The sequence below is a fragment of the Aeromonas veronii genome (genome assembly GCA_041319085.1).
GTDB lineage: Bacteria > Pseudomonadota > Gammaproteobacteria > Enterobacterales > Aeromonadaceae > Aeromonas > Aeromonas veronii_F.
Genome location: CP101033.1, coordinates 3,968,976 through 3,977,500 on the forward strand (window position 1 = coordinate 3,968,976; position 8,525 = coordinate 3,977,500).

Annotated in this window: 5 protein-coding genes, 1 tRNA gene and 3 rRNA genes (1 of these 9 only partly in view); all 9 read right to left on the reverse strand. The window is 58.3% G+C overall.

Features of this window, described 5'->3' with window-relative positions; translation table 11 throughout:
- Positions 1–144: 144 nt before the first annotated feature.
- On the reverse strand, positions 145–483 hold the full coding sequence (locus NMD14_18880; protein ID XEI32732.1) for a tRNA-binding protein: 339 nt from the start codon (positions 481–483) through the stop codon (positions 145–147).
- A gap of 76 nt (positions 484–559) precedes the next feature.
- Positions 560–2,005 carry an amino acid permease gene (locus NMD14_18885; protein ID XEI32733.1) on the reverse strand — a complete coding sequence of 482 codons (1,446 nt, stop codon included), beginning with the start codon at positions 2,003–2,005 and terminating at the stop codon, positions 560–562.
- Positions 2,006–2,108: 103 nt separating this feature from the next.
- Positions 2,109–2,564: a beta-galactosidase subunit beta gene (locus NMD14_18890; protein XEI32734.1), complete on the reverse strand. Its 456-nt coding sequence runs from the start codon at positions 2,562–2,564 to the stop codon at positions 2,109–2,111.
- Positions 2,561–5,635, reverse strand: a complete 3,075-nt coding sequence (gene ebgA / locus NMD14_18895) for a beta-galactosidase subunit alpha (protein XEI32735.1) — start codon at positions 5,633–5,635, stop codon at positions 2,561–2,563. The genes NMD14_18890 and ebgA overlap by 4 nt, the downstream gene beginning before the upstream one ends.
- Positions 5,636–5,955: 320 nt before the next feature.
- Complete coding sequence (gene ebgR, locus NMD14_18900) at positions 5,956–6,921, reverse strand: transcriptional regulator EbgR (protein ID XEI32736.1); 966 nt, start codon at positions 6,919–6,921, stop codon at positions 5,956–5,958.
- Positions 6,922–7,086: 165 nt separating this feature from the next.
- Positions 7,087–7,201, reverse strand: a 5S ribosomal RNA gene (gene rrf, locus NMD14_18905).
- A 23-nt stretch (positions 7,202–7,224) separates the two neighbouring features.
- Positions 7,225–7,300 (reverse strand) — tRNA-Thr (locus NMD14_18910).
- A 106-nt stretch (positions 7,301–7,406) separates the two neighbouring features.
- Positions 7,407–7,521, reverse strand: a 5S ribosomal RNA gene (gene rrf / locus NMD14_18915).
- Between the two features lie 128 nt (positions 7,522–7,649).
- A 23S ribosomal RNA gene (locus tag NMD14_18920) occupies positions 7,650–8,525 on the reverse strand; it runs 2,013 nt beyond the window's last position.

An 8,525-nucleotide genomic window follows, 5' to 3' on the forward strand; every position in this document is an offset into this window, starting at 1 on the left:
ACGGGGGCGCTATGACTCTGAATGTGTTCGGCGGCTGCCAGCTGGCCGCGCCGTTTACTCTCTTGTTATGGTCAAACTGGCCGCTCGTGGCGGCCTTTCAGGCAAACCGACGCACACTGGCTGCGCCAGCCTTTAATCCGTGATTCAGACGATCGGGGTGCCCGGCGCCATCGGCACCCGCGGCTGCAGCAGTACGCTCTGGCTCTCGTCGGGGGTCTCGGCGCAGAGCAACATGCATTCGGATCGCTCGCCGCGCATCCTGGTGGGCTTGAGGTTGGTCAGCACTACCACCTCGCTGCCCATCAACTCCTCTTCGCTGTAGTAAGGCACCAGACTGGTGACTGTCTGCAGCGGCCGCTCGCCCCCCACGTCGATCTGGACGATGTAGAGTTTGTCGGCACCGGGGTGACGCACCACCTCCAGTACCTTGCCCACCTTCATCTCGACCCGTTTGAATTCGGCAAACTCGATCGTCTCGCTCATGCTCTTTTCCTTTTCTGGTTCAACGGTTTGCGGGTGGCCAACGGCCACCCGATTTGATTGGGAGTCAATGCAGTGGCTATGGCGTCTGCATGGCAACCTGCGCCGCCGGCTGGGCCTCTTTGGCGCGTGCTTCGGCGCTGAGGGTGGCCTCGTAGCGGTTGTACTTCCACCAGGCGAAGCCGAGGAAAATCACGATCCCGCCGACGTTGTAGAAGATGATGGTCATGATGTCGGCGCCGGTCGGGAAGGTGGAGGCGAGGAAGCCCACCGAGAAGATGGCGATCAGCACCGACACCACGGCGATGCCGGTGGTGCGTGAGCCCATCTTGAAATCCCGCGGCAGGTGATCGAGCTTCAGGCGCAGATTGAGGTAGGCCAGCATGATGAACAGCGGCGGCAGCATGGAGGCAGCAGCGGTCATGTTGATGACTGTGTTCATCAGATCCTGCGCGGTGTTGGAGCCCAGAGTCGGGATCACCATCAGCGGCAGCACGATGAGGTACTGGATCCAGGCTGCACGAGCGGGCACACCGTTCTCGTTCAGCTCGACCGTCTTCTTGCCGAAGATGCCAGCCGGAATTTCGGAGAAGAAGATCTTCACCGGAGTCGCCGTCCACATCAGCAGGGAGCCAAACATGGCGGTGAAGGAGACCAGACCCACGAAGCGGTTCATCATGATCTCCGGCAAGCCGAAGTAAGCCGCCAACCCCTCGAACACCTGCACTGAGCCGCCGGTATATTTCAGGGTGCCGCTCGGTACGAACACGTTGATCAGCAGGGAGGCGATGGAGTAGAGCACGCCGATAAAGATCCCGGCGACGATGATCACCTTCACGAAGGATTTGGAACCCCCCTTCACGTCATTGACGTAGACCGCCACCGACTCGGCGCCACCGGCTGCCATAAAGATCCAGGTGGTGATGCCGAGGAAGGCCCAGCTGAAATCGGGGATCATCGCCTCTACCGTGATGGGGTCGGCCGGTTGCACGCCGCCCACCAGTGCCGTACCCGCCAGCAGTATGTAGGAGAGGGTCAGCAGCAGCATCAGGGACGAGGTCACCGAGGTGATGGGACCGAGCATCTTGGCGCCGTTGGTGGAGACATAGGTGGCAAAGGCAAACAGCACCATGCTCAATGCCGTGGTCGCCACCGGAGTGAGAATGTACTCGTAGCCGAGGAAGGCATAGGAGGCGTAGGCGATAACCCGCGGCAGCAAGGAGGTGAAGAAGAACAGGTTCACGAACCAGTAGGTGTAGGCGGAGATAAAGGCCCAGCGACCACCGAGGGAGCTCTTCACCCAGGCATAAACCCCCGCTTCGGAGTTCTTATTCAGTGATACGAACTCCGCAATGATCAGACAGAACGGAATGAAGTAAAAAATGGTGGCCAGAAAGAACATCGGGGCCGAGGCCAGACCGATTTCGATGTTGTTATTGATGACGTTGTTGAAGCTGAATACCGCCGCGAAGGTGAGCGACAGCAGACCAAACTTGCCTATCGTATTGCGTTTGGAATCAGACATGGTGCATCTCCAGACCTGTAGTTATCTCGGCGAAAGAGCGGGGCATGGGTTGTAGGGTGAGCCCCGCCCTTCCGGCTTTTATCAGTGCAAAAACAGCAGCTTGTTATTTGTTTTTGAAGTAGCCGCCTTCGACGGTGACCTTGATGATCAGCTTGCGCACCGGCCCGTCGCCGACAAAGCGGTAAGCCTCATCGTTCTCGAAGATCACCACCTGCCCGTTGCCCACCTGCTGGCGCTCACGCACCTCGCCGGCCAGCCACTCGCGGTCAGTGGTGTCGTCATAAGCCTGCTCGACCGCCAGCTCGCTCTTGGCTGCCCACTCCACCGTCTCTTCCCCTTCCAGGTAGTAGTGGACGTCGAAGTAGCGGCGCTGCCCCTCGAACAGTGAGGTGGCCGGGCTGGCCCCTTCCTGCAAACGGTAGGTGAGGGAATCACCGATGGAGTGGCAGATACCGGGCTTGAGGTTCGCCAGGTTGTTGATGGCCTCCACGCAGCGGCCCCACTTCTTGCCCTCCCGGTAGATGTTTTTGAACAGGGTCAGGTTGTCCAGGGTGATCATGCGAGGTTCCTCCCGCCGTTGATGGTGAGATCGAGCCCGGCCAGCGCAGCCGGATTGAGGTTGCCACGGGCGATGGGCAGCAGGGTCAGACCGAAGCTGAACGGCTCGAAGCGCACCCGCCAGGAGTCCAGCACCTCGGAGCCCCAAGAGTTGGAGCCGAGCCCCAGCACCTTGTGATCCAGATTGAGGGTCAGATAACCGCAGGGCTCCAGCTCGTTGATGTGCTGCGCCGCGTGGATATGCTCCCAGCTGTAGGGCCAGACGCTCAGGTTGATGGGGGCATCGGGTCGCACGTAGAGACCGGCGCCGTGGCGGTTGGTCAGGGTCGCCCAGCGCACCTGCTGGCGGTTGCCGTTGTCCTGTGGGAAGGGGTAGTGCTCCCACATCTCGCCGACTGTGCTCTGGAAGCTGTCGATCCAGTTGCTCTGGCGGCTGTCCTGATAGTTTTCGCCCGGCCCCATGCCGTAGTAGTGCACCCGGTCGAGATCCTGACGAATGCCCAGCTCGAAGCCGATCTTGGGGATGATGTCGTCATAACCGCCGTAGGGCTGACCGGAGAGTGCCACCTGCAGCTGACCGTTCGGGCTCAGGGTGTAGACGTAGCGGCAGCGCATGCCGAAGTCGAACACCGGCGGCGCGATCAGGCTTTCCACTGTCACCTCGACCGCCTCACCCAACTGGCGCCAGCTCAGAGTGCGGAAGTGCTCCTGCATGATCTGCAGGTGGTTGGGGTGCCACAGGCTCTCGTACTCCTGCTTGTGGTTGTCGATCATCGGCTTGAAGAAGGTGAGGCGCGGCGAGCGCTCAATCAGCTCGATACCATCCTGCTGCCAGCTCACCAGCTTGCCGTCGAGGCGCGAGAAGCGCAGGGCAAAGCCGCTGCCGCTCAGGGTCAGCGCGAGGCGCTCGTCGGCAATCTGCAACGCCGTGGCGTTGGGATTGGCAAAAGGCTGCAGCTGGCGAGTCGACTCTTTCAGCTGGAACTGGTACTGGCCCAGCTCGTGCTCCGCCGCGCTATAGCGAGTGGCGGTGGCCTTGATGACCCGCAGCTGGACGAAAGTTTCCCGCCCATCGAGGGATGGCAGTTCGAGTTGCAGCTCTGTGGTGGCACCGGGGGCAACCCCTTCCAGCCGGATTTGCTGGCTGGCCAGCAGTTCGCCCTCGGCCTTCACCTCGACCAGCAGGCGGATATCGTCAAGATTGGAGAACCAGTAGCGGTTTTCCACCGCCAGCTTGCCGCTCGCCAGATCCAGCGCACGCACCTTGACCGGGCAGATCACCTGCTTGTATTCACGCAGGCCCGGCCCCGGAGTCTGATCCGGATAGATAAGGCCATCCATGCAGAAGTTGTAGTTGTTGGGGTAGTCGCCGTAGTCGCCGCCGTATTTGTAAACGGCGCGCCCCTGCTCGTCCTGATCCAGAATGCCGTGATCACACCACTCCCAGATGTAGTGGCCCTGAATGTGGGGATGGCGGTCGAACACCTGCTGGTATTCACTCAGGCCACCCGGGCCGTTGCCCATGGCGTGGGCGTATTCGCAGATAATGCGCGGCTTCTCCATCGGGAACTCGCCGAAGCAGTTCATCTGGGAGACGCGGGAATACATGGTGCTCACCACATCCACCACCTCGGCATCGCGATCCTCTTCGTAGTGCACCAGCCGGGTCGGGTCGATCGCCTTGCAGCGCTGGTACATGGCTCTGATGTTGCAGCCATAGCCGGACTCGTTGCCGAGCGACCAGAGGATGATGGAGGGGTGGTTCTTCTGGGCGTGAACGTGGCGCTCGATGCGATCCACGAACACCGGCTCCCAGAAGGGGTCATCGGTGATGCGGCTGAGATCGCCTACGTTGGCAAAACCGTGGGTCTCCACGTCGGTCTCCGCCATCACGAACAGACCGTACTGGTCGCACAGCTCGTAGAAACGCGGGTCGTTCGGGTAGTGGGCGGTGCGCACCGAGTTGAGGTTGTGCTGCTTCATCAGCACGATGTCACGCTCCACCCGATCCATGCCGACCGCGCGGCTCTTGAGGTGGTCGTTGTCGTGACGGTTCACCCCGTGCAGCTTGAGGTAATGGCCGTTGACATGGAAGAGGCCATCCTTGACCTTGATTTCACGCACCCCGACCCGCTGCGGGATCACTTCCAGCAGCTCGCCCTGACCGTCGTAGAGGGAGAGTTGCAGCTGGTAGAGGTAAGGATCTTCGGCGCTCCAGAGATGGGGATTGGCCAGATCCAGCGTGAAGCGGCAATCACACTTGCCGTCGATGGCGAGATGATCGAGCGAGCCGCTGGCGATCTCGCTGCCCTGATCCAGCAGCGACCAGACCAGACGGTGATCACGGGCAGCTGCCCCAAGATTTTCCAGCTGGATGTCGCAGCTCAGGGTAGCGCTTTGATTGTCATCAGCCAGCGCGGTGCGGATGAAGAAGTCCTGCACATGGGCGGCCGGTTTGCCCACCAGATAGACGTCGCGGAAGATCCCCGCCATCCACCACATGTCCTGATCTTCGATATAGGTGGAGTCAGCCCACTGCATCACCCGCACTGACAGCAGGTTCTCGCCAATCTTGGCGTAGGCGCTGATATCGAACTCGGCAGTGAGACGGCTCCCCTTACTGAAGCCGACATAGTGGCCGTTCACATAGACCTCGAAGTAGGTCTCCACCCCGTCAAACTTGATGATCACCTGCTCGCCGTCCCAGGCCGGGCTCAGCATGAAGCTGCGCTGATAGGCGCCGGTGGGGTTGTTGGTCGGAACAAAAGGCACGTCGATGGGGAAGGGAAAACCTTCGTCGGTGTACTGCAGCTGACCATGTCCTTCCATCTGCCACATGTTGGGCACGGTGATCTGGCCCCACTCGCTCATGGGGCTGTGATAGAAGGCCTCCGGCACCTGCAGGGGGTGGTCGAAGTAGTGGAACTGCCACTGGCCGCCAAGGCTCAGAAAACGGCGGCTCAGCTCGCGCTGCATGGTGGCCGCCAGCCCGTGATCAGCATAAGAGAAGAAGTAGGCGCGAGGGGCCAGCCTGTTTTCACCAACAAATTGGACGTTTTCCCAGTTATTCACATATCCTCCCGGAACAAGGCAACGTTAACTGGGTAAACTCTAGATAAACATTTACTAAATATCAGTTTTCTATTGGTAAAGTTTTAACCTGGTCACAATGAACAGATGGTTTTGTGAGCGAGATCAGAAGCGGAGGATAAAAGGGGGGAAAGCAGACAGGGATGGCATGGATGTTGATGAATGCAGGCAAGTAATGGCTAAAACTACAGTAAAACAATGCATTATGAATTTGTCAGGAGATGAATTGGAGAGGATGATGAAGGGAAGGAGTCGCACCACGGCGAGATGACGCGACTAAAACAGGCTTTGTTTTACTAAAATTAGCGAGTGGTGCCACGCAGAGTCAGCTTGCTAGGTACCAACACTCGGAGTGGAATATCGCGCTCGTCTCGCAGCCGCTCAACCAGCAGATTAACCCCCTGGGAGCCCATCAACTCGGAGTGGATCCGCACCGTGGAGAGTGGCGGGAAGGTGAACTTGGCGGTCGGAATATCGTTGACGCTGATAAGCTCGATCTGCTGGGGAATCGCCAGTCCCTTCTCGTGGATGGCACGCAGCACACCGATGGCGATGGAGTCGGAGGCGACGAACAGCGCCTTGGGCCAGTCGCCCGCCAGCATCTCCTTCGCCAACTGGTAGCCGGAAGCACTGGAGAAATCGCCGCGATAGAGATCGCTCTCCTGCACCACCCCCAACCGCTGGCCATAATCCCGGAAGGCCAGCTCGCGCAGATCCGGATTCTCATCCTGGCCACCGATATAACCGATGCGCTGGTGCCCCTGAGCGATAAAGTAATCCACCACTTGCTGACTGATCAGGGCGAGATCCACGTCGACCGAGTCAAACTCCTCCATGGCGCGGGAATCAACAAAGACCAGCATACTGGAGCAGGTTCGCAACTGCGCCAGACGCTCGGCCGAGAGACTCCCCACCACCAGGATACCGTCCACGGCGGTCAGCTCGCGTCCTTCACCACAGTTGTAGAGGTGGGTCAGTTCGATGTTGAGACGGGCACTCTGGGTCTCGATGCCATAACGGATAGCGAGATAGTAAGGGTCATTGACCTCGGTACTCTGGGGATAGGCATAGACCACCAGAAAGTGCAGCTTGCTCTTGTGAACCCCCTTGCGGGCGCTGCTGGTCTTGTACTCCAGCCGTTCGGCAATCTCGAAGATCCGCTGCTTGGTCTCTTCCTTGACGCTCAGGCTGGGATCCTCGTTCAGTACCCGGGATACCGTGGCGAGCGACACCCCCGCCTCCTGTGCAATTTCCTTCAACGTAGCCATCAATACCTCGCTGGCAGCATCACGTGTTAATCGGTAACGGCTAAAGAGTAACGGGCAATCCCTTGATAGCCCAGCATTTTTACTAAAATGCCGGCAGCAGGGCCGATTTTTGAAACGCAGAAATGCAAAAAGGCCTCCCGAATGGGAGGCCTCTTATAAATAGGTGCCTGACAGTGTCCTACTCTCGCATGGCGAATGCCACACTACCATCGGCGCTACCGCGTTTCACTTCTGAGTTCGGCATGGGATCAGGTGGTTCCACGGCGCTATTGCCGTCAGGCAAAAGCTTTACTACTTCAATAATGGTGCTGATACCCAGAGTCGAACTGGGGACCTCATCCTTACCAAGGATGCGCTCTACCAACTGAGCCATATCAGCACACTAACCGGTAAAGACCGCACTGTGTGCGCTATCTAAATCTTCTGTCCAACACAACCTGACGTTGTATCGCGACCAACCACATCGCTGCAGTTGCTTAATTGATGCCTGGCAGTGTCCTACTCTCGCATGGCGAATGCCACACTACCATCGGCGCTACCGCGTTTCACTTCTGAGTTCGGCATGGGATCAGGTGGTTCCACGGCGCTATGGCCGCCAGGCAAATTACTTCAATCTGAGAAAGCTGACGTGAGTAGTGATGTTGCGCTTGGCTTGTCACTATCACTGAATTAGGTAAGTAGTTCGCTTGGTATTTGCTACAAGCCTTAGAACACTTCTTGAGTGTTGTATGGTTAAGCCTCACGGGTAATTAGTATGGGTTAGCTCAACACGTCGCCGCGCTTACACACCCCACCTATCAACGTTGTGGTCTCCAACGGCCCTTTAGGACCCTCAAGGGGTCAGGGATGACTCATCTCAGGGCTCGCTTCCCGCTTAGATGCTTTCAGCGGTTATCGATTCCGAACTTAGCTACCGGGCAGTGCCACTGGCGTGACAACCCGAACACCAGAGGTTCGTTCACTCCGGTCCTCTCGTACTAGGAGCAACTCCCTTCAATCATCCAACGCCCACGGCAGATAGGGACCGAACTGTCTCACGACGTTCTGAACCCAGCTCGCGTACCACTTTAAATGGCGAACAGCCATACCCTTGGGACCGACTTCAGCCCCAGGATGTGATGAGCCGACATCGAGGTGCCAAACACCGCCGTCGATATGAACTCTTGGGCGGTATCAGCCTGTTATCCCCGGAGTACCTTTTATCCGTTGAGCGATGGCCCTTCCATTCAGAACCACCGGATCACTATGACCTACTTTCGTACCTGCTCGACCTGTCCGTCTCGCAGTTAAGCTGGCTTATGCCATTGCACTAACCTCCTGATGTCCGACCAGGATTAGCCAACCTTCGTGCTCCTCCGTTACTCTTTGGGAGGAGACCGCCCCAGTCAAACTACCCACCAGGCACTGTCCGCGACCCAGATTATGGGCCTGCGTTAGAACATCAAACATACAAGGGTGGTATTTCAAGGTCGGCTCCAGCGCAACTGGCGTCACGCCTTCAAAGCCTCCCACCTATCCTACACATGTAGGTTCAATGTTCAGTGCCAAGCTGTAGTAAAGGTTCACGGGGTCTTTCCGTCTAGCCGCGGGTACACCGCATCTTC